The 25352-nt window shown below is 69.4% G+C and carries 24 protein-coding genes; all 24 read left to right on the forward strand.

Annotated elements, in window-relative coordinates:
* On the forward strand, positions 1-703 hold a 703-nt coding region (locus AAW14_RS27000), incomplete at its 5' end, for a DALR anticodon-binding domain-containing protein (protein ID WP_265566552.1).
* Between the two features lie 17 nt (positions 704-720).
* Positions 721-2112, forward strand: a complete 1392-nt coding sequence (gene lysA, locus AAW14_RS27005; protein ID WP_265566553.1) for a diaminopimelate decarboxylase — start codon at positions 721-723, stop codon at positions 2110-2112.
* Between the two features lie 251 nt (positions 2113-2363).
* Positions 2364-3656 carry a homoserine dehydrogenase gene (locus tag AAW14_RS27010; protein ID WP_265566554.1) on the forward strand — a complete coding sequence of 431 codons (1293 nt, stop codon included), beginning with the start codon at positions 2364-2366 and terminating at the stop codon, positions 3654-3656.
* Positions 3657-3662: 6 nt separating this feature from the next.
* Positions 3663-4721: a threonine synthase gene (gene thrC / locus AAW14_RS27015; RefSeq protein ID WP_265566555.1), complete on the forward strand. Its 1059-nt coding sequence runs from the start codon at positions 3663-3665 to the stop codon at positions 4719-4721.
* Between the two features lie 240 nt (positions 4722-4961).
* On the forward strand, positions 4962-5876 hold the full coding sequence (thrB, locus tag AAW14_RS27020; RefSeq protein WP_265566556.1) for a homoserine kinase: 915 nt from the start codon (positions 4962-4964) through the stop codon (positions 5874-5876).
* Between the two features lie 407 nt (positions 5877-6283).
* The gene (gene rho, locus AAW14_RS27025; protein ID WP_265566557.1) at positions 6284-8245 is read left to right on the forward strand and encodes a transcription termination factor Rho; all 1962 of its coding nucleotides are present in this window, start codon (positions 6284-6286) and stop codon (positions 8243-8245) included.
* 330 nt (positions 8246-8575) lie between these two features.
* Entirely contained in the window at positions 8576-9712 is a 1137-nt protein-coding gene (locus AAW14_RS27030) for an LCP family protein (RefSeq protein WP_265566558.1), read from the forward strand.
* 151 nt (positions 9713-9863) lie between these two features.
* Positions 9864-10085: a 50S ribosomal protein L31 gene (rpmE, locus tag AAW14_RS27035; RefSeq protein WP_103838593.1), complete on the forward strand. Its 222-nt coding sequence runs from the start codon at positions 9864-9866 to the stop codon at positions 10083-10085.
* A 135-nt stretch (positions 10086-10220) separates the two neighbouring features.
* Positions 10221-11288 carry a peptide chain release factor 1 gene (gene prfA, locus AAW14_RS27040; protein WP_265566559.1) on the forward strand — a complete coding sequence of 356 codons (1068 nt, stop codon included), beginning with the start codon at positions 10221-10223 and terminating at the stop codon, positions 11286-11288.
* Positions 11289-11357: 69 nt separating this feature from the next.
* Positions 11358-12197, forward strand: a complete 840-nt coding sequence (gene prmC / locus AAW14_RS27045; RefSeq protein WP_265566633.1) for a peptide chain release factor N(5)-glutamine methyltransferase — start codon at positions 11358-11360, stop codon at positions 12195-12197.
* Positions 12198-12252: 55 nt separating this feature from the next.
* Positions 12253-12900, forward strand: a complete 648-nt coding sequence (locus AAW14_RS27050) for an L-threonylcarbamoyladenylate synthase (RefSeq protein ID WP_265566560.1) — start codon at positions 12253-12255, stop codon at positions 12898-12900.
* Positions 12901-13042: 142 nt separating this feature from the next.
* Positions 13043-13702 carry a protein-tyrosine-phosphatase gene (locus AAW14_RS27055; RefSeq protein WP_265566561.1) on the forward strand — a complete coding sequence of 220 codons (660 nt, stop codon included), beginning with the start codon at positions 13043-13045 and terminating at the stop codon, positions 13700-13702.
* Between the two features lie 144 nt (positions 13703-13846).
* Positions 13847-15088 carry a serine hydroxymethyltransferase gene (glyA, locus tag AAW14_RS27060; RefSeq protein WP_265566562.1) on the forward strand — a complete coding sequence of 414 codons (1242 nt, stop codon included), beginning with the start codon at positions 13847-13849 and terminating at the stop codon, positions 15086-15088.
* 127 nt (positions 15089-15215) lie between these two features.
* The gene (locus AAW14_RS27065) at positions 15216-16556 is read left to right on the forward strand and encodes an MraY family glycosyltransferase (protein WP_265566563.1); all 1341 of its coding nucleotides are present in this window, start codon (positions 15216-15218) and stop codon (positions 16554-16556) included.
* Positions 16557-16854: 298 nt separating this feature from the next.
* Positions 16855-17292 (forward strand): hypothetical protein, encoded by a 438-nt coding sequence (locus tag AAW14_RS27070; RefSeq protein WP_265566564.1) that lies wholly within the window; start codon positions 16855-16857, stop codon positions 17290-17292.
* 225 nt (positions 17293-17517) lie between these two features.
* Positions 17518-18336 carry a F0F1 ATP synthase subunit A gene (gene atpB, locus AAW14_RS27075; protein WP_265566565.1) on the forward strand — a complete coding sequence of 273 codons (819 nt, stop codon included), beginning with the start codon at positions 17518-17520 and terminating at the stop codon, positions 18334-18336.
* Positions 18337-18414: 78 nt separating this feature from the next.
* Positions 18415-18654, forward strand: coding sequence for an ATP synthase F0 subunit C (gene atpE, locus AAW14_RS27080; protein WP_265566566.1), 240 nt, complete (start codon positions 18415-18417; stop codon positions 18652-18654).
* A 50-nt stretch (positions 18655-18704) separates the two neighbouring features.
* Entirely contained in the window at positions 18705-19250 is a 546-nt protein-coding gene (locus tag AAW14_RS27085) for a F0F1 ATP synthase subunit B (RefSeq protein WP_265566634.1), read from the forward strand.
* The gene (locus tag AAW14_RS27090; RefSeq protein WP_265566567.1) at positions 19247-20062 is read left to right on the forward strand and encodes a F0F1 ATP synthase subunit delta; all 816 of its coding nucleotides are present in this window, start codon (positions 19247-19249) and stop codon (positions 20060-20062) included. The genes AAW14_RS27085 and AAW14_RS27090 overlap by 4 nt, the downstream gene beginning before the upstream one ends.
* Positions 20063-20177: 115 nt before the next feature.
* A complete protein-coding gene (gene atpA, locus AAW14_RS27095; RefSeq protein WP_265566568.1) occupies positions 20178-21770 on the forward strand; it encodes a F0F1 ATP synthase subunit alpha in 1593 nt (530 codons plus the stop codon).
* Positions 21771-21791: 21 nt separating this feature from the next.
* Entirely contained in the window at positions 21792-22709 is a 918-nt protein-coding gene (locus tag AAW14_RS27100) for a F0F1 ATP synthase subunit gamma (protein WP_265566569.1), read from the forward strand.
* Positions 22709-24145, forward strand: coding sequence for a F0F1 ATP synthase subunit beta (gene atpD, locus AAW14_RS27105; protein WP_265566570.1), 1437 nt, complete (start codon positions 22709-22711; stop codon positions 24143-24145). Before AAW14_RS27100 ends, atpD begins: the two co-directional genes overlap by 1 nt.
* A gap of 179 nt (positions 24146-24324) precedes the next feature.
* Positions 24325-24699, forward strand: a complete 375-nt coding sequence (locus AAW14_RS27110) for a F0F1 ATP synthase subunit epsilon (RefSeq protein ID WP_265566571.1) — start codon at positions 24325-24327, stop codon at positions 24697-24699.
* Positions 24700-24828: 129 nt separating this feature from the next.
* Positions 24829-25275 carry a DUF2550 domain-containing protein gene (locus AAW14_RS27115; RefSeq protein ID WP_265566572.1) on the forward strand — a complete coding sequence of 149 codons (447 nt, stop codon included), beginning with the start codon at positions 24829-24831 and terminating at the stop codon, positions 25273-25275.
* Positions 25276-25352 lie beyond the last annotated feature (77 nt).

The following is a 25352-nucleotide window of genomic DNA, read 5'->3' on the forward strand; positions in this document are numbered from 1 at the left end:
CCACACCCCGCACGAACAAACCTCATACGAGTCCGCCCCGCCCGGCCACACCCCCTACGCCCACACCCCCACCCTCGCCGGTCAGGTCATCCCCCTCCGCATCCCCTACGACATCCGCGCCGAAGTCGTCGCCGACACCCTCGTCCGGATCGTCGCCACCCAGGGCGGGCGCGTCGAGGTCGATCACGCGCGGCCCGGTGAGACCGTCGACCTGCGGCCCGTTCCGGCCCCGGAGGACCCCGCTCCCCTCGGCGCCGACGCCGCACGCTGGGCCCTGCTGTACCCGGCCGCGCACGACCGGCCCAGGATCACTGCCGACCATCTGCTGCAGCGCGAGAGCAACCCCCTCTTCCGGGTCCGTTACGCACACGCCCGAGCGCGTGCCCTGAGCCGTAACGCCGCGCGCCTCCGGTTCGACGGTCTTCCCGGTGACGTGGCGGATGCCGCCTGTCTCGTCCGTGCCCTCGCCGAGTACCCGAACGTCCTCACCCAGGCGGCCGCCCATCGCGCGCCCGACCGGCTCGCCCGGCACCTCGTCGTCGTCGCCGACGCCCTGCTTGCCTTCCAGCACACCGTGCTCCCGCTGGGCGACGAGAAACCCTCGGCCGCCCACCGCGCCCGGCTCGCCCTCGCCGAAGCAGCCGGAACGGTGCTGGCCGGCGGCCTGTCCCTGCTCGGCATCAGTGCCCCCGACTACCTCTGAGAGAGCCCAGACCCGACATGAGCCGTTCCGCACACCCCGCCGGGCCCCGCCACGCCGACGTCCTGCCTGAGGGCCACTACTCCGCCCCGCCCGCCGATCTCAACGTCCTGGACCCCAAGGTGTGGGCCCAGACCGTCACCCGGGGCGAGGACGGCGCCGTCCGCGTCGGCGGCGTCGATGTGAAGACTCTCGCCGAGCAGTTCGGCACCCCCGCCTACTTCATCGACGAGGCCGACTTCCGGGCCCGGGCGCGGGCCTGGCGTACCGCTTTCGGGGCCGACGCCGACGTGTTCTACGCGGGCAAGGCCTTCCTGTCCCGCGCCGTGGTGCGCTGGCTGCACGAGGAGGGACTCAACCTCGACGTGTGCTCGGGGGGTGAGCTGACCACCGCGCTCTCCGGCGGTATGCCCGCGGACCGCATCGCCTTCCACGGCAACAACAAGTCTGCCGAGGAGATCACCCAGGCGATCGAGAGCGGCGTCGGGCGGATCGTCCTCGACTCCTTCCAGGAGATCGTGCGCGTCGCGCACATCGCCCACTCCCTCGGCAGGCGGCAGCGGGTGCAGATCCGGGTGACCGTCGGCGTCGAGGCGCACACGCACGAGTTCATCGCCACCGCGCACGAGGACCAGAAGTTCGGGATCCCGCTCGCCGGCGGTCAGGCAGCCGAGGCCGTACGTCGCGCCCTGCAGCTCGACGGGCTCGAACTCATCGGCATCCACAGCCACATCGGTTCGCAGATCTTCGACATGTCGGGCTTCGAGGTCGCCGCCCACCGGGTCGTGGGACTTCTCAAGGACATCCGGGACGAGCACGGCGTCGAACTGCCCGAGATCGACCTCGGGGGCGGGCTCGGGATCGCGTACACCAGTGACGACGATCCCCGTGAGCCGCACGAGATCGCCAAGGCGCTCACCGAGATCGTCTCGCGCGAGTGCGACGCCGCCCGGCTGCGCACCCCCCGTATCTCCGTGGAACCGGGGCGCGCCATCGTCGGGCCCACCGCCTTCACGCTGTACGAGGTCGGCACCATCAAGCCGCTCGAGGGGCTGCGGACGTACGTCTCCGTCGACGGCGGCATGTCCGACAACATCCGCACCGCGCTGTACGACGCCGAGTACAGTGTCGCCCTCGTCTCCCGCGCGTCCGACGCCGAGCCCATGCTGGTCCGGGTCGTCGGAAAGCACTGCGAGAGCGGCGACATCGTCGTACGGGACGCCTTCCTGCCCGCCGACCTGGCGCCCGGTGACCTCATCGCCGTGCCCGCCACCGGCGCTTACTGCCGGTCGATGGCCAGCAACTACAACCACGCGCTCCGCCCGCCCGTCGTCGCCGTGAACGACGGCGAGGCCCGGGTGATCGTCCGCCGTGAGACGGAGGACGACCTTCTCCGGCTCGATGTCGGGTGAGTGGTGAGTGGTGAGTGACGGACCGGTGCCGGGACGGGCCCGCCGAGGGCGCCCGACCCGGCACCGGATCGCCGAGGGCAGCGACGGTGGCTGGAGGCTCCCTTGAGGCCCCGAAGCACGACGGAAGATCTTCCTGTCTTTCGTCGCTGACAAGATGAAATAGACATCTCACGATCCGGACGAAGGGCAGAAATGCCCGTCCGGTGAGTGAGACTGGTCCAACCGTAGACCGCATGAGGAAACGAGGTCGGATGATGCGTACGCGTCCGCTGAAGGTGGCGCTGCTGGGCTGTGGGGTTGTCGGCTCAGAGGTGGCGCGCATCATGACGACGCACGCCGACGACCTCGCTGCCCGCATCGGCGCCCCGGTGGAGCTCGCCGGCGTGGCCGTACGACGCCCGTCCAAGGTCCGGGAGGGGGTCCCGGCCGATCTCGTCACCACCGACGCCACCGCCCTCGTCAAACGCGGCGACATTGATGTCGTGGTCGAGGTCATCGGCGGGATCGAGCCCGCCCGGACCCTCATCACCACCGCCTTCGAGCACGGCGCCTCCGTCGTGTCCGCCAACAAGGCGCTGCTCGCCCAGGACGGGGCCGCCCTGCACGCCGCCGCCGAGGAGCACGACAAGGACCTCTACTACGAGGCCGCCGTCGCCGGTGCCATCCCGCTGATCCGGCCGCTGCGCGAGTCCCTGGCCGGCGACAAGGTCAACCGCGTGCTCGGCATCGTCAACGGGACGACCAACTTCATCCTCGACAAGATGGACTCCACCGGCGCCGGGTACCAGGAGGCCCTCGACGAGGCCACCGCTCTCGGTTACGCGGAGGCCGACCCCACCGCGGACGTCGAGGGGTTCGACGCGGCCGCCAAGGCCGCCATCCTCGCCGGGATCGCCTTCCACACGCGCGTGCGCCTCGACGACGTCTACCGCGAGGGCATGACCGAGGTCACCGCCGCCGACTTCGCCTCCGCCAAGCAGATGGGCTGCACCATCAAACTGCTCGCCATCTGCGAGCGCGCCGCCGACGGGGGCTCGGTCACCGCGCGCGTGCACCCCGCCATGATTCCGCTGACCCACCCCCTCGCCTCCGTGCGCGGCGCGTACAACGCCGTCTTCGTGGAGTCCGACGCCGCGGGCCAGCTGATGTTCTACGGGCCGGGTGCGGGCGGCTCGCCGACCGCCTCCGCCGTGCTCGGGGATCTCGTCGCCGTGTGCCGCAACCGGCTCAGCGGCGCCACGGGACCCGGCGAGTCCGCGTACGCCGCCCTGCCCGTCTCGCCGATGGGCGATGTCGTCACGCGCTACCACATCAGCCTTGACGTCGCCGACAAACCGGGTGTACTCGCCCAGGTCGCCACCGTGTTCGCCGAGCACCACGTCTCGATCGATACGGTTCGCCAGCAGGGCAAGGACGGCGAGGCCTCCCTCGTCGTCGTGACCCACCGTGCGTCCGACGCGTCCCTGGCCGGGACCGTCGAGGCGCTGCGCAGCCTCGACACCGTGCGGGGTGTCGCCAGCATCATGCGGGTTGAAGGAGAGTAACCAGCAATGACCCACCAGTGGCGCGGAATCATCGAGGAGTACCGGGACAGGTTGCCGGTCTCCGACAGCACGCCGGTCGTCACGCTCCGCGAGGGCGGCACGCCGCTCGTGCCCGCGCAGGTCCTGTCCGAGCGCACCGGCTGTGACGTTCATCTCAAGGTGGAGGGCGCCAACCCCACCGGGTCCTTCAAGGACCGCGGCATGACCATGGCCATCTCCAAGGCCAAGGAGGAGGGCGCCAAGGCGGTCATCTGCGCCTCCACCGGCAACACCTCCGCGAGCGCCGCCGCCTACGCCGTGCGCGCCGGCATGGTCTCGGCCGTGCTCGTGCCGCAGGGCAAGATCGCGCTCGGCAAGATGGGCCAGGCCCTTGTGCACGGCGCGAAGATCCTCCAGGTCGACGGCAACTTCGACGACTGCCTCACGCTGGCGCGGGCGCTGTCGGACAACTACCCGGTGGCGCTGGTCAATTCGGTCAACCCGGTGCGAATCGAGGGGCAGAAGACCGCGGCCTTCGAGATCGTGGACATGCTCGGCGACGCACCCGACATCCATGTCCTGCCGGTCGGCAACGCGGGCAACATCACCGCCTACTGGAAGGGCTACCGGGAGTACGCCGCCGACGGCGTCGCCCGGCGGACCCCGCGCATGTGGGGGTTCCAGGCCTCCGGTTCTGCCCCGATCGTGCGCGGTGAGGTCGTCAAGGACCCGTCGACCATCGCCACCGCGATCCGTATCGGGAACCCGGCGTCCTGGAAGTACGCGCTCGCGGCGCGGGACGAGTCGGGCGGCCTCATCGACGAGGTGACGGACCGTGAAATCCTGCGCGCCTACCGTCTGTTGGCCGCCCAGGAGGGCGTCTTCGTCGAGCCCGCGTCCGCCGCGTCCGTCGCCGGTCTGCTGAAGGCCGCCGAGCAGGGCAGGGTCGACCCGGGGCAGCGGATCGTGTGCACCGTCACCGGCAACGGCCTCAAGGATCCCGACTGGGCCGTCGCGGGCGCCCCCCAGCCGGTCACCGTCCCGGTGGACGCGGCGACGGCGGCCGAGCGGCTCGGCCTCGCGTAACGCGACCGCCGGCGGGGGATAACCCTGTAGGCACCTCGCAGAGGGGGCACAGGGGGCTTACGACACGCATCGTGCGCCTCCTGTGCGCCCTATGTCGCCACAGAACCTTCCTTCGATAGGCTGTACCGAACCCGCCCGCCGCATATGCCGCGGTGCCGCGCCGCCCCTGCGGCCTTCGGGTCTTCCGCACGTATCGAATGTCATTCGACCATCACGCAGCTCAAGGAGAGTCATCGAGCGATGGCCGGTCCAGCGTTCCGCGCCGCCGCCGTCCGGGTGCGCGTCCCCGCCACCAGCGCCAACCTCGGTCCGGGCTTCGATGCCCTGGGCCTCGCGCTGGGGCTCTACGACGACGTGGTCGTCCGGGTGGCCGACTCCGGGCTGCACATCGACATCGCGGGTGAGGGCAACGAGACGCTTCCGCGCGACGAGAGTCATCTCCTCGTACGGTCGCTGCGTGCTGCCTTCGATTCCCTCGGCGGGCAGCCGCGCGGCCTGGAAATCGTCTGTGCCAACCGGATTCCGCACGGTCGGGGTCTTGGCTCCTCCTCCGCCGCGATCTGCGCCGGAATCGTCGCCGCCCGCGCCGTGACCATAGGTGGCGACCGGCTCGACGACTCCGCGCTCCTGGAGCTCGCCACCGAGATCGAGGGCCACCCCGACAACGTAGCGGCCTGTCTGCTCGGCGGATTCACGCTCTCCTGGATGGACCGCGGCGCCGCCCGCGCGATCCGCATGGACCCCGCGGATTCCATCGTTCCGGTGGTTTTCGTGCCCGGAAAGCCGGTCCTGACCGAGACGGCGCGCGGACTTCTCCCGCGCACCGTTCCGCACGTCGACGCCGCCGCCAACGCGGGCCGCGCCGCTCTGCTCGTCGAGGCTCTGACCCGGCGCCCCGAGCTGCTGCTGCCCGCCACCGAGGACCGCCTCCACCAGGAGTACCGGGCCCCGGCGATGCCGGAGAGCGCCGTGCTGGTGGAGCGGCTGCGGGCCGACGGGATTCCCGCCGTCATCTCCGGTGCGGGGCCCACGGTCCTGGCGCTGGCCGACGACGACAGCGCCGACAAGGTGGCCGACCTGGCGGGCGAGGGCTGGGCCGCCAACCGGCTGGACCTGGACAGCCAGGGAGCGAGCGTGCTGCCGCTTGCGCCCTGACACACGGTTGCCGGATTTCGAGAGGGGGAATGTTTGTTGGATCCGGTAGTGTTAACCTCAAGTCTGCACCCGACCCCGCCATGGCGAGGTGCTTCGTGTCCCCGTCCGGGACAACCATTCTTCCGGGAGCCTCCCAAGCCGCACTGTGTTTCGTATCTCGTACCCGAGCAGTACGCGGTACGTGGACACTGAGCGGGTTGCCGAGCACGCTCCGGAATCGGCGTGACCAAGCCGCCTGACACAAAACCGGGTGTCAGGGCTTTGGGAAGCGCCATCACCAGATATCTCTTCCGCCGCTTTGGCGGACCACCGCCCCGGCACGGTCCACAAAGACGGGACCGAAGTCGGACAGCACAACCGGTCGCCGAGCCAGACAGGCCGACGTCCGCTCCAGGGAAGGACCCTTCGTGAGCGACACCACCGATCTGATGGGCGCACGTGTCGAGGAGACCGCTGCCGCGCCCTCCACGGACGCCTCCGCGCCTGCCACCGGTGCCGGCTCCCGGCGGCGCCGCGGTACCGGCCTCGAGGGCATGGTGCTGGCCGAGCTGCAGCAGGTCGCATCCGGCCTCGGCATCAGGGGCACCGCGCGTATGCGCAAGAGCCAGCTGATCGAGGTCATCAAGGAGGCGCAGGCCGGGGGAGGCGGAGCCGCCCCGGCCAAGGCCGAGGCCGCCACCGAGGCCAAGCCGAAGCGCCGGGCCACCTCCCGGGCCCGTACCGGCGCCGAGGCCTCCGCGGCCGAGCCGAAGGCCGACAAGCCCGCCGAGCAGCCCGCGGCCCAGCAGCAGATCGAGATCCCCGGCCAGGGAGCCGGTGACGACGCCCCGGCCGAGCGCCGCCGGCGCCGCGCCACCGCCGAGGCCGGCAGCCCGGAGACGGTCACCGCCGAGGCGAAGAGCGAGCCGAAGGCCGAGACCCCGGCCCAGGCGCAGCCGCAGGGCGATGCCGGTGAGGGCGGCGAGGGCCGCCGCCGCGACCGCCGCGAGCGGGGCCGGGACCGGGACCGGGACCGTCGTGGCAAGGGCGACGACCAGCAGCAGGGCCAGGGCGGTCAGCAGCGCCAGCAGCAGAGCCAGCAGCAGGGCGGCGGACGCCAGGACCGGCAGCGGCCCGACGAGGACGGGGACGACTTCGAGGGCGGCCGCCGGGGCCGTCGCGGCCGCTACCGCGACCGCAGGGGCCGCCGTGGCCGTGACGAAATCGCCGAGCCGCAGCTCGCCGAGGACGACGTCCTGATCCCCGTCGCGGGCATCCTGGACATCCTCGACAACTACGCCTTCATCCGTACGTCGGGGTACCTGCCGGGTCCGAACGACGTGTACGTCTCCCTCGCCCAGGTCCGCAAGAACGGCCTGCGCAAGGGCGACCACATCACCGGCGCGGTCCGCCAGCCGAAGGAGGGCGAGCGCCGCGAGAAGTTCAACGCGCTGGTCCGCCTCGACTCCGTCAACGGCATGGCGCCCGAACACGGCCGTGGCCGCCCGGAGTTCAACAAGCTGACCCCGCTGTACCCGCAGGACCGCCTCCGTCTGGAGACGGACCCGGGCGTGCTGACCACCCGCATCATCGACCTGGTGTCGCCGATCGGCAAGGGCCAGCGCGGTCTGATCGTGGCCCCGCCGAAGACCGGCAAGACCATGATCATGCAGGCGATCGCCAATGCGATCACCCACAACAACCCCGAGTGCCACCTGATGGTCGTCCTCGTCGACGAGCGTCCGGAAGAGGTCACCGACATGCAGCGGTCGGTCAAGGGCGAGGTCATCTCCTCGACCTTCGACCGCCCGGCCGAGGACCACACCACGGTCGCGGAGCTCGCCATCGAGCGGGCCAAGCGCCTGGTGGAGCTGGGCCATGACGTCGTCGTCCTGCTCGACTCGATCACGCGTCTGGGCCGTGCGTACAACCTCGCCGCGCCCGCCTCCGGCCGCATCCTGTCCGGTGGTGTCGACTCGACCGCGTTGTACCCGCCGAAGCGCTTCTTCGGTGCGGCGCGCAACATCGAGGACGGCGGCTCCCTGACGATCCTCGCCACCGCGCTGGTCGACACCGGCTCGCGCATGGACGAGGTGATCTTCGAGGAGTTCAAGGGCACCGGCAACATGGAGCTCAAGCTCGACCGGAAGCTCGCCGACAAGCGCATCTTCCCGGCGGTGGACGTGGACGCGTCCGGCACCCGCAAGGAGGAGATCCTGCTCGGCGCCGAGGAGCTCAACATCGTCTGGAAACTGCGCCGGGTGCTGCACGCGCTCGACCAGCAGCAGGCGATCGAGCTGCTCCTCGACAAGATGAAGCAGACCAAGTCGAACGTCGAGTTCCTGATGCAGATCCAGAAGACGACGCCGGCGCCGGGCAACGGCGACTGAGCAGGTCTTCACGGCACAGGGCCGCTCCCGTCTCACAGGAGGGGGGCGGCCCTGTGCGTTGCCGCAGGTGCTGTGCGGGGGCCGGAGGCGCGGTGGGCGGGCCGGAGGTGCGATGTGCGAGACATTTGCCACAGGGTGCCGGTTTGGAGCGGTATGGCAACCGCGGAGGAAATCGCAGGTGAGCGCGGATGGTGTCGCCGGGCGGTGACCCGGTGTGTTCAACGGCCCACGTAACGGGCACGCTGCGTTGTGCAACCCTGTCTCCGGTTTCTCCGTCTGACCGAACGGAGTAACGATGGACCAGTACAGGCCGCCAGGACTGAGGAGCACATGCCCCCCGAGAGCACGCCGGACGACGGCATAGCCGACGAGGCCACCACGACCGGCCCGCGCCACCGGGTGCCGGGGCGGCCGCCTGCGACGCGCGGCAGGCGACGCAAGGCCCTGCTCGTCACGGCCTGGACCGCCGCGGGCATCGTCGTCCTCGGCGGCACCGGTGTCGGCTACCTGTACTTCAAGCTCAACGGCAACCTGAAGAGCGTCGACATCAACCAGGCTCTCGGCACCGATCGGCCCACGAAGGTCGACAACGGCTCCGAGAACGTCCTGGTCCTCGGCTCGGACACGCGCTCCGGCAGCAACAGGAAGCTGGGCGGCGGCACCGACGACGGCACCGGGCGCTCGGACACGGCGATGATCGTGCACCTCTACAAGGGCCACCAGCGGGCCAGCGTGGTCTCCATCCCGCGCGACACCCTGGTGGACCGGCCCGAGTGCACCGACAACAAGGGCGTCGCACATTCCCCCGCCCCGCACTCCATGTTCAACGAGGCGTACTCCACCGGCGGCGCCGCCTGCGCGGTGAAGACCGTCGAGTCGATCACCGGGGTCCGTATGGACCACTACATCGAGGTGGACTTCTCCGGCTTCCAGAAACTGGTCGACGACCTCGGCGGCGTCAAGGTGACCACCACCAAGGACATCGACGACTCCCGCAGCCACCTCGACCTGCAGGCCGGTACGCACACTCTCGACGGGCAGCAGGCGCTCGGACTGGTCCGCACCCGGCACGGCGTCGGCGACGGCTCCGACCTCGGCCGCATCCAGCTCCAGCAGGCTTTCATCAAGGCCCTGGTCAACCAGGTCAAGAACATCGGCATCCTGACCAGCCCGACCAAGCTGGTGGACCTCGCAGACACCGCGACCAAGACCGTCACCACCGACTCCGACCTGGCCTCCGTCAAGAACCTGGCGTCCTTCGCCGAGGGGCTGAAGGGCATCAGCCCCTCGCACATGACCATGGTGACGATGCCGGTCGAGTACGACCCGTACGACCCCAACCGCGTCCTGCTGGAGAAGACCAAGGCCCAGCTCGTGTGGGACGCCCTGAAGAACGACAAGCCGATCCCGGCGAGCGCCACCAAGGGCTCCGCGACGGGCGGGGCCACGGGCGTCGTCAGCTCGTAGTGAGCGGGCGCCCACCGGCCGGGAATAGTTCACCTGTGCCCCCGGTTTTGGGGGATACGGTCAGTCCTGGCAGACTGGTACGTCGGCTCCGGTTCACGCTTCCGCATCCCGCGGCTGCGACCCGGCGCCCTCCCGGAATCTAGGAGACACCTTGAAGCGCGACATCCACCCCGCGTACGTCGAGACGCAGGTCAGCTGCACCTGCGGCGCGTCGTTCACCACCCGTAGCACGATCGAGTCCGGCACCATCCGGGCCGAGGTCTGCTCCGAGTGCCACCCGTTCTACACGGGCAAGCAGAAGATCCTCGACACCGGTGGCCGTGTGGCCCGCTTCGAGGCCCGCTTCGGCAAGGCTGCCGCTGCCAAGAAGTAGCGAGCCCACAGCGCCGGTCTCCGGCGCCCTCGATTCGGGGGCGCCGGGGCCGGCGCTTTGCGGTGCAGCCCCTGTTCGTCGTACATACGTCCCCCACGCCCCGTCCGGGCGGGGGACATCCCATGGGAGCCGGAGATGTTCGAGGCGGTCGAGGAACTGGTCGGTGAACACGCCGACCTGGAGAAGAAGCTCGCCGATCCGTCGGTCCACGCGGACCAGGCGAACGCGCGCAAGCTCAACAAGCGCTACGCCGAGCTGACCCCGATCGTCGCCACGTACCGCTCCTGGAGGCAGACCGGCGACGACATCGAGACCGCTCGCGAACTGGCCGCCGACGACCCGGACTTCGCCGCCGAGGTCAAGGACCTGGAGAAGCAGCGCGAGCAGCTGACCGAGAAGCTGCGCCTGCTGCTGGTCCCGCGCGACCCCAGCGACGACAAGGACGTCATCCTCGAGATCAAGGCGGGGGCGGGCGGCGACGAGTCCGCCCTGTTCGCCGGCGACCTGCTGCGCATGTATCTGCGGTACGCCGAGCGCCTCGGCTGGAAGACCGAGATCATCGACTCCACCGAGTCCGAGCTCGGCGGCTACAAGGACGTCCAGGTCGCCGTGAAGACCCGGGGCCAGACCGAGCCCGGCCAGGGCGTGTGGGCCCGGCTGAAGTACGAGGGCGGGGTGCACCGCGTGCAGCGCGTGCCGGCGACCGAGTCCCAGGGCCGTATCCACACCTCCGCGGCCGGTGTGCTGGTCACACCGGAGGCGGAGGAGGTCGACGTCGAGATCAACCCGAACGACCTCCGCATCGACGTCTACCGCTCCTCGGGACCGGGCGGCCAGTCCGTCAACACGACCGACTCCGCCGTGCGCATCACGCACCTCCCGACCGGGGTCGTGGCCTCCTGCCAGAACGAGAAGAGCCAGCTGCAGAACAAGCAGCAGGCGATGCGTATCCTGCGCTCCAGGCTGCTCGCCATGGCGCAGGAGGAGGCGGAGAAGGAGGCCGCGGACGCCCGCCGCAGCCAGGTCCGCACGGTCGACCGCTCCGAGAAGATCCGTACGTACAACTTCCCGGAGAACCGCATCTCGGACCACCGTGTCGGCTTCAAGGCCTACAACCTGGACCAGGTCCTGGACGGCGACCTCGACACGGTGATCCAGGCCTGCGTCGACGCGGACTCGGCCGCCAAGCTCGCCGCCGCGTAAGGCACGTACACACACCGGAGGACCAGCGTGCAGCAGAACTTTGGGGGGCGACCCCCGATCCCCCGCAGCGTGCTGCTCGCGGAGGTGGCCCAGGCCACCCAGCGGCTGGCCGACGCCGGCGTGCCCTCGCCGCGCAACGACGCGGAGGAGCTCGCGGCCTTCGTGCACGGCGTCAAGCGGGGCGAGCTGCACTCCGTGAAGGACTCGGACTTCGACGCCCGTTACTGGGAGGTCATCGCCCGCCGCGAGGCGCGCGAGCCGCTCCAGCACATCACCGGGCGCGCCTACTTCCGGTACCTGGAACTCCAGGTCGGTCCGGGGGTGTTCGTCCCGCGCCCGGAGACCGAATCGGTAGTCGGCTGGGCCATAGACGCCGTCCGCGCGATGGATGTCGTGGAGCCGCTGATCGTGGACCTGTGCACCGGCTCGGGCGCCATCGCGCTGGCCCTCGCGCAGGAGGTGCCGCGCTCCCGCGTGCACGCCGTGGAGCTGTCCGAGGACGCCCTCCGCTGGACCCGCAGGAACATGGAGGGCTCCAGGGTCGACCTGCGTCAGGGAGACGCCCGCACGGCCTTCCCCGACCTCGACGGCCAGGTCGACCTGGTGATCTCCAACCCGCCGTACATCCCGCTGACCGAATGGGAGTACGTCGCCCCGGAGGCCCGGGACCACGACCCCGATATGGCCCTGTTCTCCGGCGAGGACGGCCTCGACCTCATCCGGGGCCTGGAACGCACTGCGCACCGGCTGCTGCGCCCCGGCGGCGTCGTCGTCATCGAGCACGCCGACACGCAGGGCGGGCAGGTGCCGTGGATCTTCACCGAGGAGCGGGGCTGGGCCGACGCGGCCGACCACCCCGACCTCAACAACCGCCCGCGCTTCGCGACCGCCCGCAGGGCGCTGCCGTGAGCACCCCCCAGACTCTCTTTCCGCAGCAGTACGTGTACGAGGAGGCCAGCTGAAGATGGCACGGCGATACGACACCAACGACGCGACCGACCGTGCGACGGGTCTGCGTGAGGCCGCCTCCGCCATCCGCCGTGGCGAACTCGTGGTGCTGCCGACCGACACCGTGTACGGCATCGGCGCCGACGCGTTCTCCTCGGAAGCCGTGGCCGAGCTGCTGGAGGCCAAGGGCCGGGGCCGGAACATGCCAACGCCCGTCCTCATCGGCTCCCCGAACACCCTCCACGGCCTCGTCACGGACTTCTCCGAGATGGCCTGGGAGCTGGTCGACGCCTTCTGGCCGGGTGCCCTCACGCTCGTCGCCAAGCACCAGCCGTCCCTGCAGTGGGATCTGGGGGACACCCGTGGCACCGTCGCCGTGCGCATGCCGCTGCACCCGGTCGCCATCGAACTGCTGACGGAGGTCGGTCCGATGGCCGTGTCCTCCGCCAACCTCACCGGCCACCCGGCACCGGAGAACTGCGACGCCGCGCAGGAGATGCTCGGCGACTCGGTCTCCGTCTACCTCGACGGCGGCCCGACCCCCGGCAACGTCCCGTCCTCGATCGTCGATGTGACGGGCAGGGTGCCGGTGCTGCTGCGCCAGGGTGCGCTGTCGGCCGACGAGCTGCGCAAGGTCGTACCCGACCTCGAGGTGGCCAATTGACAGCGCCTGACTCCCCGAAGCCCTCGGCCGCTCTCCCGCTCTCGGCTTCGCCCGCGCTCTCGGCTTCGCCCCCGCGCTCGGCTTTGCTCGAGCGGGGGGACGCGCATGAGCGGGAGCACCCCAAGGAGCAGGGGGGACCCCCATGCGCGGCATAGGAAGCGGGGACGAGGCGGGGAGCCTGGTGGAACCGGGACCTCCCCGCGACACCTTCCGCATCCTCCACGTCAGCACCGGGAACGTGTGCCGCTCGCCGATCACCGAGCGGCTGACCCGCCATGCCCTGGCGGACCGGCTCGGCGACCCGCTGTGGGGCGGGCTGATCGTGGAGAGCGCGGGCACCTGGGGCCACGAGGGCGCGCCCATGGAGGCGAACGCCGAGGCGGTCCTCGCGGACTTCGGCGCGGACGCCTCCGGGTTCGTGGGACGGGAACTCCTGGACGAGCACGTCATCCGCGCCGACCTGGTCCTGACCGCGACCCGCGACCACCGTGCCCAGGTCATCTCCATGGGCCACTCGGCGGGCCTGCGCACCTTCACGCTGAAGGAGTTCACCCGCCTGGTACGGGCCATAGACCCTGCCACGCTGCCTCCGCTGGAGGACGGCGTGGTCGAGCGGGCCCGCGCCCTGGTCCGGGCGGCGGCGGCGCTGCGCGGCTGGCTCCTGGCCCCGACGGCGGACGCGGACGAGGTGTACGACCCGTACGGGGCGCCGCTGACGTTCTTCCGGTCGATCGGCGACGAGATCCATCAGGCGCTGGACCCGGTGGTCACGGCCCTGACGGGGGTTGCGACGCGTACGTAGGCCCCTGTCGCGGGACGTTGCGACCGTGTCCGGTGCCGGGCCCCGGCGCCACGACGCCGCAGCCGCGACAGGTGCAATACCGGGCGTCCCTTGCGGCCGCGGCCTACATTGGACCTACGTCCCCGTCGACGCCCGGAGCGCACCATGGCGGTCACCCATACCCTCGAGGCCGACGTCCTGCGGCGGCAGGACCCCGAGCTGGCCGAGATCCTCCTCGGGGAACTCGCCCGGCAGTCGACGACGCTGCAGCTCATCGCCGCCGAGAACTTCACCTCTCCGGCGGTGCTGGCAGCCCTCGGCTCGCCGCTCGCCAACAAGTACGCCGAGGGGTATCCCGGCGCCCGGCACCACGGCGGGTGTGAAATCGTCGACGTCGCCGAGCGCCTCGCCGTGGAGCGGGCCAAGGCACTGTTCGGCGCCGAGCACGCCAATGTGCAGTCGCACTCGGGTTCGTCCGCGATGCTCGCCGCGTACGCCGCCCTGCTCAGGCCCGGCGACACCGTGCTCGCGCTGGGGCTGCCGCACGGCGGCCACCTCACGCACGGCTCGCCCGCCAACTTCTCCGGTCGCTGGTTCGACTTCGTCGGCTACGGGCTCGAGGCGGAGTCGGGACTCATCGACCACGAACAGGTGCGCGCCCTCGCCCGTACGCACCGTCCGAAGGCCATTGTTTGCGGGTCCATCGCCTATCCGCGGCACATCGACTACGCCTTCTTCCGGGGTGTCGCCGACGAGGTGGGCGCCTATCTCATCGCCGACGCCGCCCATCCGATAGGGCTCGTCGCCGGGGGAGCGGCGCCCAGTCCGGTGCCGTACGCCGATGTGGTCTGCGCCACCACGCACAAGGTGCTGCGCGGTCCGCGCGGCGGCATGATCCTGTGCGGCGGCGACCTGGCCGAGCGCGTGGACCGGGCCGTCTTCCCGTTCACCCAGGGGGGCGCCCAGATGCACACCATCGCGGCCAAGGCGGTCGCCTTCGGGGAGGCGTCGACCGAGGACTTCGCCGCCTACGCCCACCAGGTGGTGGCCAACGCCCGGCGGCTCGCGGCGGGTCTGGCCGACGAGGGTCTGGCGGTCACCACCGGGGGCACCGACACCCATCTGCTGACCGTGGACCCGGCCCCGCTCGGCGTCGACGGCCGCACCGCACGGGGCCGGCTCGCGGCGGCCGGTATGGTCCTGGACACATGTGCGCTGCCTCACGGCGACGCCCGGGGCCTGCGCCTGGGCACTGCCGCACTGACCACGCAGGGCATGGGCGAGGCCGAAATGGCTTACGTGGCCGCGCTGTTCGCGTCCGTGCTGCGCAACGAGACGGACGCCAAGAAGGCGCGTGACGAAGTGCGGGAGCTCACCAGCGGATTTCCGCCGTATCCCGGCCGGTGAGGGGTAGGCGCAGCGGAGTACACAGCCACACGTGCAACCATCGTCGCTACCCGTTCGTCCCCATCCGTATGCACGCGGAGTTAGGGTGTGGGGCTGAGGATGCCCAGCGAGACCTGTGGGGAAGCCCGTGCGTGAATACCTGCTGACGCTCTGTATCACGGCCGCGGTGACGTATCTGCTGACAGGGCCGGTACGCAAGTTCGCGATCGTGGCCGGAGCCGTGCCGGAGATCCGGGCACGTGACGTGCACCGGGAACCCACCCCCCGGCTCGGCGGTATCGCCATGTTCTTCGGTCTGTGCGCAGGCCTGCTGGTCGCAGACCACCTCAAGAACCTCAACGAGGTCTTCGCCAGCTCGAACGAACCGCGGGCGCTGCTGTCCGGGGCCGCACTCATCTGGCTCATCGGCGTGCTGGACGACAAGTTCGAGATCGACGCCCTGATCAAGCTGGGCGGCCAGATGATCGCCGCGGGCGTGATGGTCATGCAGGGTCTGACGATCCTGTGGCTGCCCGTCCCGGGCGTCGGCCTGGTCGCGCTCACACAGTGGCAGGGCACCCTGCTGACCGTGGCGCTGGTCGTCATCACGATCAACGCGGTCAACTTCGTCGACGGCCTCGACGGCCTCGCCGCCGGCATGGTCTGCATCGCCTCGGCCGCGTTCTTCATGTACGCCTACCGCATCTGGTACGGATTCGGGCTGGAGCCCGCGGCCCCCGCGACCCTGTTCGCGGCCATCCTGATGGGCATGTGCCTGGGCTTCCTGCCGCACAACATGCACCCGGCGCGGATCTTCATGGGCGACTCGGGATCGATGCTGATCGGGCTGGTGCTCGCCGCCGGCGCCATTTCGATCACCGGGCAGGTGGACCCGGACTCGATGAACCTTTTCTCCGGGTCCGTGCGCGCGACGGTCCACCAGACCGTTCCCGTCTACATCCCGCTGCTGCTCCCGCTGACGATCATCGCCCTGCCGACCGCCGACTTCGTCTTCGCGGTGGTTCGCCGCACCTGGCGCGGCCAGTCGCCGTTCGCCGCGGACCGCGGGCATCTGCATCACCGGCTGCTGGAGATCGGGCACTCGCACAGCCGGGCCGTGCTGATCATGTACTTCTGGTCGGCGCTCATCGCCTTCGGGGCCCTGGGGTACTCCGTCAACTCGGCGTCGATGTGGATCGTGCTCGGCATCGTCGTACTGAGCGCGGTCGGTCTGATCCTCCTTCTGCTGCCGAGGTTCACCCCGCGTGCCCCCCGCTGGGCCGAGGCCTTCGTGCCGCCCCGCTACCGCCGTCGGCACCGGGCCGCGATGGAGCCGGTGCCTGCCGCCGCGTACGAACCGGGGGACGAGCGCAAGCCCGGTCAGGAGCGCCGCACCCCGGTCGTCACGGGTATGGGGCGGGTCAACGGGGCCACCGCGCTGAGTGCTCGTACGCGCCTGGAGCGGAGCAAGGCCGAGTCGTCGCGCTGACGGGCCAGGTAAGAATCTGACGAGCGCGTTGCCAAATCGTGGGGGTATAAAGCGCCCCAATACCAGACAAGGTGACCCAGGATCCGCGCAGACGGGCAGGTTCACTCTCATGTGTGACGGCAGGCACATCCCTAGGTAAAGACCGCATCAAATAGTTTGTGATACGGTTCACGAGAACCCCGGGGATAGAGCCGAAGGACCTCCGCGCGATGGTCCCTCGGCGTGAGGACCCCGCTCGTCCCGGGACTACGCTCGTCCATGACGACACCCTGCCCCCTGTGAAAGCGGAGTTGCCGCCATGCCGTCCAATGACGCCCGGAACCTTCTGCAGATCGCCGCGCCCGCGGTGGCTGTCGGTGTGATCGCCGTCGCTGTCAGCGGTGTGGTCGCGGGTGGCAAGGGTGCGTTGGGTGCGGCCGTCGGCACAGTGCTCGCCGTCCTCTTCATGGGGATCGGGCTCTACGTCCTGCAGTGGACGGCGAAAACGCTCCCGCAGCTGTTCCAGGCCATGGGGCTGATGCTTTACGTCGCCCAGCTCCTGTTGCTCCTGATCTTCATGGCTCTCTTCAAGGGCACTTCCCTCTTCAATCCGAAGGCGTTCGCGTTCGCTCTGCTCGTCGCGACGGTCGTGTGGATGGCGGCGCAGGCGCGTGCGCATATGAAGACCAAGATCTTCTATGTCGACCCGGGCTCCGAGAAGAGCGGGCAGCCCGAGAAGACAGGGTCCACGCCGTGAGGGGTAGGGCCGGGATAAAGACGTGTGAGAGATCCTGCTATCGTCCGGTGCCAACTGCGGCATCGTGGGCGCGGGCATCTGAGCTGACGCCTGCTCGATCGCGAGGCTTGATGCCCGACAGTCGCCCCCCCATCCGTAACACCAGTCCGGTGCCGATCCGCGGCTGCGCGCCGCGCCGACACAACGAGGTTGCCGAACCCATGCGTCACGCCGAAGGAGCCCGCGGTGAGTGCTGACCAGACCACGCTCGCCTTTGACTGGAGTTGCCGCGTTTTCGCCGACAACGGCTGCGGCTTTCCGTCGCCGGGCCTTCAATCCTTCCTGTTCAAACCGATGTTCACGGTCGGCGGCTTGCACTTCAACAAGCCGATGCTGCTTGCCATTCTGAGCTCCCTGGTCGTGGTCGGCGTCTTCTGGGCCGCGTTCAGCAAGGCCAAGGTGGTCCCGGGCAAGCTCCAGATGGTCGGTGAGGCCGGGTACGACTTCGTGCGCCGCGGGATCGTCTACGAGACGCTCGGCAAGCGCGAGGGCGAGAAGTACGTCCCGCTCATGGTCTCGCTGTTCTTCTTCATCTGGATCATGAACCTCTGGTCGATCATCCCGGTCGCCCAGTTCCCGGTGACGTCGATCATCGCCTTCCCGGCGGCCCTGGCGATCGTCGTCTACCTCACCTGGATGATCCTGACCTTCCGCAAGCACGGCTTCGTCGGCGGCATGAAGAACCTGACCGGCTACGACAAGTCGCTCGGTCCGATCCTGCCGCTGGTCGTCGTGATCGAGTTCTTCTCGAACGTACTGGTCCGGCCGTTCACCCACGCCGTGCGACTCTTCGCCAACATGTTCGCCGGTCACCTGCTGCTCGTGATGTTCACGGTCGCCAGCTGGTACCTGCTGAACGGCTGGCTGATCCCGGCCGGCGCCGTCTCGTTCGTCATGACCATGGTCATGATCCTCTTCGAGCTCTTCGTTCAGGCCGTCCAGGCGTACGTCTTCGTCCTTCTGGCCTGCTCCTACGTTCAGGGCGCTCTCGCCGAGCACCACTGAGCCCCCGTTCGAACCGCTCCTCACCAGACGTCCGGTGGCCAACCCCCACCGGTCCTTGAAAGAGAAGGAAGAATCAGCATGGCTGCCACTGAGACCCTTGCCGCCGTCACCGGCTCTATTGCCTCGATCGGCTACGGCCTCGCCGCCATCGGTCCCGGCATCGGCATCGGCATCATCTTCGGCAACGGCACCCAGGCCCTCGCTCGCCAGCCCGAGGCTGCCGGTCTGATCCGCGCCAACCAGATCCTGGGCTTCGCCTTCTGTGAGGCGCTCGCCCTCATCGGCATCGTCATGCCGTTCGTCTACGGCTACAAGTAAACCGCGGCTGACGACCGACCTTTTAAAGGAAAGGCACTGATGACATGCAGCTGACACAACAGTTGGTGCAGCTGGCTGCGGAGGAGGAGAACCCCCTCATCCCGCCGGGCCCCGAGCTGGTCATCGGCCTCATCGCCTTCGCCATCGTCTTCTTCTTCCTCAGCAAGAAGCTGCTTCCGAACATCAACAAGGTTCTGGAAGAGCGCCGCGCGGCGATCGAAGGCGGTATCGAAGAGGCCGAGGCCATGAAGGTCGAGGCCCAGAGCGTCCTTGAGCAGTACAAGGCTCAGCTCGCCGAGGCCCGCCACGAGGCCGCGCGTCTGCGCCAGGAGGCGCAGGAGCAGGGTGCCGCCCTCATCGCCGAGATGCGCGCGGAGGGGCAGCGGCAGCGCGAGGAGATCATCGCCGCCGGTCACGCGCAGATCGAGGCCGACCGCAAGGTCGCCGCGCAGGCGCTGCGGCAGGAGATCGGCAGGCTCTCCAGCGAGCTGGCCGGCAAGCTCATCGGTGAGGCCCTTGAGGACCACAACCGTCAGAGCCGCGTCATCGACCGCTTCCTTGACGAGCTCGAGGAGAAGGCCGAGGCCGCGCGATGAACGGAGCGAGCCGCGAGGCCCTGGCAGCAGCACGTGAGCGTCTCGACGCGCTGACGGACTCCACGTCCGTGGACGCGGCGCAGCTCGCCGACGAGCTGGCCGCCGTCACCGCGCTGCTCGACCGCGAGGCGTCGCTGCGTCGGGTCCTCACCGACCCGGCGCAGCCCGGCGAGGCCAAGGCCGAACTGGTCCAGCGTCTGCTCAGCGGCCAGGTCGGCGGGGTGACCGTCGACCTGGTGGCCGGGATGGTGCGCTCGCGCTGGTCGCAGCCGCGTGACCTGGTGGATGCGCTGGAGGAGCTGGCGAACATCGCCGACCTCATCGCCGCCGAGAAGGCGGGGGCGCTCGACGACGTCGAGGACGAGTTGTTCCGGTTCGGCCGGATCGTCTCCTCCAGCACCGAGCTGCGCGCCGCGCTGACCGATCCGGCCGCGAGCGCCTCGGCCAAGATCGAGCTGCTGCACCGGCTGCTCGGCGGACGCGCCAACGTGACCACCGAGCGTCTGGTGACGCGCCTTGTGGTCGCGCCGCGGGGACGTAGCCTGGAAGCGGGACTCGAGTCCCTGTCCAAGCTCGCGGCTGCGCGCCGTGACCGCATGGTCGCCGTCGTCACCTCGGCGGTTCCGCTGAGCGACGCACAGAAGCGACGCCTCGGTGCCGCACTGGCCAAGCTCTACGGCCGCCAGATGCACCTCAACCTGGACGTGGACCCCGAGATCCTCGGCGGGATCCGGGTGCAGGTCGGCGACGAGATCATCAACGGTTCGCTCGCGGACCGTCTCGAGGACGCCCGCCGCCGCTTGGCGGGCTAGCAGCAACTCCATACGCAGTACTACGGCCCGCGTTGGGCCGTGCAGAGGATTCCTGGGGGTCGCCCCCAGACCCCCACAGAAACTTCGGGCCCAACAAGGAGAGCAGGGAACCCAGATGGCGGAGCTCACGATCCGGCCGGAGGAGATCCGGGACGCGCTGGAGAACTTTGTCCAGTCGTACAAGCCGGACGCGGCCTCGCGCGAGGAGGTCGGTACGGTCACCCTTGCCGGCGACGGCATCGCGAAGGTCGAGGGCCTGCCCTCGGCCATGGCCAACGAACTGCTGAAGTTCGAGGACGGCACCCTCGGCCTCGCCCTCAACCTCGAGGAGCGCGAGATCGGTGCCATCGTCCTCGGTGAGTTCAGCGGCATCGAGGAGGGGCAGCCGGTGCACCGCACCGGTGAGGTGCTCTCCGTGGCCGTCGGCGAGGGCTACCTCGGCCGCGTCGTCGACCCGCTCGGCAACCCCATCGACGGCCTCGGCGAGATCGAGACCGAGGGCCGCCGCGCCCTCGAACTGCAGGCCCCCACGGTCATGCAGCGCAAGTCGGTGCACGAGCCGATGGAGACGGGCTACAAGGCCGTCGACGCGATGACCCCGATCGGCCGTGGTCAGCGCCAGCTGATCATCGGTGACCGCCAGACCGGCAAGACCGCCCTGGCCGTCGACACGATCATCAACCAGCGCGACAACTGGCGCACGGGCGACCCGAACAAGCAGGTCCGCTGCATCTACGTCGCCATCGGCCAGAAGGGCTCCACCATCGCGTCGGTCCGCCGCGCGCTGGAGGAGAACGGCGCGCTGGAGTACACGACCATCGTCGCCGCCCCGGCGTCCGACCCGGCCGGCTTCAAGTACCTGGCGCCGTACACCGGTTCGGCCATCGGTCAGCAGTGGATGTACCAGGGCAAGCACGTCCTGATCATCTTCGACGACCTCTCGAAGCAGGCCGACGCCTACCGCGCCGTGTCGCTGCTGCTGCGCCGTCCGCCGGGCCGCGAGGCCTACCCGGGTGACGTCTTCTACCTCCACTCCCGTCTGCTGGAGCGCTGCGCCAAGCTCTCCGACGACATGGGTGCCGGCTCGATGACCGGTCTGCCGATCGTCGAGACGAAGGCCAACGACGTCTCGGCGTTCATCCCGACCAACGTCATCTCCATCACCGACGGCCAGTGCTTCCTGGAGTCCGACCTGTTCAACGCCGGTCAGCGTCCGGCCCTGAACGTCGGTATCTCGGTCTCCCGTGTCGGTGGCTCCGCCCAGCACAAGGCCATGCGCCAGGTCTCCGGCCGTCTGCGCGTCGACCTCGCCCAGTTCCGTGAGCTGGAGGCGTTCGCCGCCTTCGGTTCCGACCTGGACGCCGCGTCGAAGGCCCAGCTGGAGCGCGGTCAGCGCATGGTCGAGCTGCTCAAGCAGAACCAGTACGAGCCGATGGCCACGGAGGACCAGGTCGTCTCGATCTGGGCCGGCACCAACGGCCGCATGGACGAGGTGCCGGTGGCCGACATCCGTCGCTTCGAGAAGGAGCTCCTCGAGTACCTGCACCGCAAGGAGCAGGGCCTGATGACCTCCATCAAGGAGGGCGCCAAGATGTCGGACGACACGATCCAGGCGATCGACGAAGCCGTCGCGGCCTTCAAGAAGCAGTTCGAGACCTCGGACGGCAAGCTGCTCGGCGAGGACACCCCGGCCGCAGCCGCCAAGTGACGTAAGGAAGGGACCTGACTCATGGGAGCCCAGCTCCGGGTCTACAAGCGTCGCATCCGATCCGTCAGCGCGACCAAGAAGATCACGAAGGCGATGGAGATGATCGCCGCCTCGCGCGTCGTCAAGGCGCAGCGCAAGGTGGTGGCCTCCACGCCGTACGCGACCGAGCTCACGCGCGCGGTCACGGCGGTCGGCACCGGCTCGAACACCAAGCACCCGCTGACCACGCAGGCCGAGACGGTGACCCGGTCCGCGGTGCTGCTCCTGACGAGCGACCGCGGTCTGGCCGGCGCCTTCAACTCCAATGCGATCAAGGCGGCGGAGCAGCTGACCGAGCGGCTGGAGCGCGAGGGCAGGCAGGTCGACACGTACATCGTCGGCCGCCGCGGTGTGGCCCACTACAACTTCCGTGAGCGCAAGATCACGGAGTCGTGGACCGGCTTCACGGACGAGCCCACGTACGCGGACGCCAAGAAGGTCGCGGCACCGCTGATCGAGGCCATCGAGACGGCGACGGCAGGCGGCGGCGTGGACGAACTCCACATCGTCTACACCGAGTTCGTCTCGATGATGACGCAGACGGCGATCGATTCCCGTCTGCTGCCGCTCAGCCTCGAAGAGGTGGCGGAGGAGACGCCCGCCAAGGGCGAGATCCTGCCGCTCTACGAGTTCGAGCCGTCGGCGGAGGACGTCCTCGACGCCCTGCTGCCGCGCTACGTCGAGAGCCGTATCTACAACGCGCTGCTGCAGTCGGCCGCTTCCAAGCACGCCGCCACACGCCGCGCGATGAAGTCGGCCACCGACAACGCGGGCGAGCTGATCAACACGCTCTCCCGTCTTGCCAACGCGGCCCGCCAGGCCGAAATCACCCAGGAAATCAGCGAGATCGTCGGTGGCGCCAGCGCTCTGGCCGACGCGACCGCGGGGAGTGACAAGTAATGACGACCACTGTTGAGACGGCCGTTGCCACGGGCCGCGTCGCCCGGGTCATCGGCCCGGTCGTCGACGTGGAGTTCCCCGTCGACGCGATGCCGGACATCTACAACGCCCTGCACGTCGAGGTCGCCGACCCGGCGAACGAGGGCGAGAAGAAGACGCTGACCCTGGAGGTCGCCCAGCACCTGGGCGACGGCGTGGTCCGCACCATCTCCATGCAGCCCACCGACGGTCTGGTCCGCCAGGCCCAGGTGACGGACACCGGCGCGGCGATCTCCGTCCCGGTCGGCGACTTCACCAAGGGCAAGGTGTTCAACACCCTCGGTGAGGTGCTGAACGTCGACGAGAAGTACGACGGTGAGCGCTGGCCGATCCACCGCAAGGCCCCGAACTTCGACGAGCTCGAGTCGAAGACCGAGATGTTCGAGACCGGTGTCAAGGTCATCGACCTCCTCACCCCGTATGTCAAGGGTGGCAAGATCGGTCTGTTCGGCGGCGCCGGCGTCGGCAAGACGGTGCTCATCCAGGAGATGATCTACCGCGTCGCCAACAACCACGACGGTGTCTCCGTGTTCGCCGGTGTCGGTGAGCGCACCCGTGAGGGCAACGACCTCATCGAGGAGATGACCGACTCGGGCGTCATCGACAAGACCGCGCTGGTCTTCGGTCAGATGGACGAGCCCCCGGGCACCCGTCTGCGCGTCGCGCTGGCCGGCCTCACCATGGCCGAGTACTTCCGCGACGTCCAGAAGCAGGACGTGCTGTTCTTCATCGACAACATCTTCCGCTTCACCCAGGCCGGTTCCGAGGTCTCCACCCTGCTCGGCCGCATGCCGTCCGCGGTGGGCTACCAGCCGAACCTGGCCGACGAGATGGGTCTCCTCCAGGAGCGCATCACGTCGACCCGCGGTCACTCGATCACCTCGATGCAGGCGATCTACGTCCCCGCCGACGACCTGACCGACCCGGCCCCGGCCACCACGTTCGCCCACCTCGACGCGACGACGGTTCTGTCCCGTCCGATCTCCGAGAAGGGCATCTACCCGGCCGTGGACCCGCTGGACTCCACGTCCCGCATCCTGGACCCGCGCTACATCGCGCAGGACCACTACGACGCCGCCATGCGCGTCAAGACGGTCCTGCAGAAGTACAAGGACCTCCAGGACATCATCGCGATCCTCGGTATCGACGAGCTCGGCGAGGAGGACAAGCTCGTCGTCCACCGGGCCCGCCGTGTGGAGCGCTTCCTGTCCCAGAACACCCACGTCGCCAAGCAGTTCACCGGCGTCGACGGGTCGGACGTCCCGCTGGAGGAGTCGATCGCGGCCTTCAACTCGATCATCGACGGCGAGTACGACCACTTCCCGGAGCAGGCGTTCTTCATGTGCGGTGGTATCGAGGACCTGAAGAAGAACGCCAAGGAGCTGGGCGTCTCCTGACGGCCGTCTGCTGCGGACCCGGAACGGGCCCGTGACAGGTACTGCCTCTTGGCGAGAGGGGTGGAGAAGCACCCCGCGGGCCTCGTCCCGTGGGGTGCGGTCCGCCCCTCTCCTCACGCCTACTAGAATTCAGACCAACACCCGGCAGACCCGCCGGGTGGTGACCCGAGGAGCCACCCTTGGCTGCTGAGCTGCACGTCGAGCTGGTCGCCGCCGACCGCCAGGTCTGGTCCGGCGAGGCCACCCTGGTCGTCGCGCGCACCACGTCCGGCGACATCGGCGTCATGCCCGGTCACCAGCCGCTGCTCGGTGTGCTGGAGTCGGGCCCGGTGACCATCCGTACGAGTGATGGTGCAACGGTCGTCGCCGCGGTGCACGGCGGTTTCATCTCGTTCGCGGACAACAAGCTGTCGCTGCTGGCCGAGATCGCCGAACTGTCGGACGAGATCGATGTCCAGCGCGTTGAGCGGGAACTCGAGCGCGCGAAGGCGGAGGGCGACGCCTCCGCCGAGCGCCGCGCGGAGGTCCGGCTGCGTGCGGTGTCGGGGTCCTGATCCCGGCGCCCCGTGTGATGACGTGACTCAGCCGCGGCTGGGCCGGAGCAATCCGGATCCAGCCGCGGCTGAGGCAAATGCGGGTGTTTTTTCCGTTCCGTTACCTAGGAGACGAGGAGGTCGGTGTCGATGGTCCTCGCTCTGACTGCGTGCGGATTGGTTGTGGCACTCGTGGTGGCGGGACTCTTCGTCTTCGGCCTCAGGCGCCGTCTCATCCAGCGCTCGGGCGGCACTTTCGACTGCAGCCTCAGATGGAACGTCCCGGAGGAGCTCGACACCAGCGGCAAGGGCTGGGGCTATGGCATCGCCCGCTACAACGGCGACCGCATCGAATGGTTCCGTGTCTTCTCGTACGCCCCGCGGCCTCGCCGCGTCCTGGAGCGCTCGGCGATCGAGGTGGCGGGCCGGCGCCTGCCCGAGGGCGAGGAGGAGCTGGCGCTGCTCTCCGACGCGGTGATCCTCACCTGTCTGCACCGGGGCACACGCCTGGAACTCGCCATGAGCGAGGACGCGCTGACCGGTTTCCTCGCGTGGCTCGAAGCGGCCCCACCCGGACAAAGAGTGAATGTGGCCTAGCCACATCCACTCCTTGGAATGGCTCCCCCGGACGAAGCCCGGGGGAGCGCCACTGTCGCCCGAACCCTCACGGGGGC

This window comes from Streptomyces hygroscopicus, assembly GCF_026168105.1.
Lineage (GTDB): Bacteria > Actinomycetota > Actinomycetes > Streptomycetales > Streptomycetaceae > Streptomyces > Streptomyces hygroscopicus_D.